We start from the raw sequence: 907 nt of genomic DNA on the forward strand, positions 1-907 counted from the left end.
GGCTTAAACGACAGGATGTGTTGGTGAGGTTACGTGGTTAGCCGGTCTGGCGTGCTGATATTAGGAATATTTCACTTATCCGGAGGGATATCCCAGCTTCGACCATGAAATACCGCCAAAGCCATGCCGGTGTGCTAGGCACCTAGGTTCACGATGAGAGGATGAGTAAAAATCATCCTCGATGCCCCGTCTGCGGCGGGACATGCACGAAACACGGAACAACGAGTGCTGGGCACCAACGATGGCGATGCCGCACCTGCAAGGCCACCTTCACCCGCGTGAATAACGACGCCGTGCAAGCCAAATGGTTCCGCCTTTTCATTTCCTGGCTCACCTCCAGCAACAGCCTGGAAGAAACAGCTAAAACCTGCGGTGTTTCAACGCGAACTTTGCAACGACGCTTCACACCGTTCTGGCTTATCCAACCTCCTAGACGCGTTGATAAGCAGCGAATCTACGATCAAATCTTCATCGACGGCACCTACTTCAACACCAAGTGCCTTGTTGTAGCTGCCGACTCCACCCATGTCATCAATTGGTTCTGGTGCACGAAAGAATCCTCCTGGTCGTATATGCGCCTGCTGGACGAGCTAGCCCCACCACAATTGGTTACCTGCGATGGGGATTCCGGAGGGCTTAAAGCACTACGCAGCCTGTGGCCTGATACCCCGGTTCAACGCTGCATTGTCCACGTCAAGCGCAATATCCAACGTGCCACCGGCCTTCACCCCACCTCGCCGATGGGCAAAGCACTACGACGGCTTTCCTTTGAACTACTCGCCGTTGACAACCTAGATAAGGCAGCCGAATGGATAGTGAAACTACAAAAGTTCGGCACCGTATTTAGCACTCAGCTCAAAGCCCGTACCTACGTCAAAGACGTCCCCTTCGACCAGATTCCTAAGTC

General features: G+C 53.5%; 1 protein-coding gene. It reads left to right on the forward strand.

Annotated elements, in window-relative coordinates:
• Positions 1-161 precede the first annotated feature (161 nt).
• A partial coding sequence (locus QP909_RS11705) for an IS1/IS1595 family N-terminal zinc-binding domain-containing protein (protein WP_502868666.1) occupies positions 162-907 on the forward strand: 746 nt, incomplete at its 3' end.

The organism is Corynebacterium sp. MSK195 (assembly GCF_030228885.1).
GTDB lineage: Bacteria > Actinomycetota > Actinomycetes > Mycobacteriales > Mycobacteriaceae > Corynebacterium.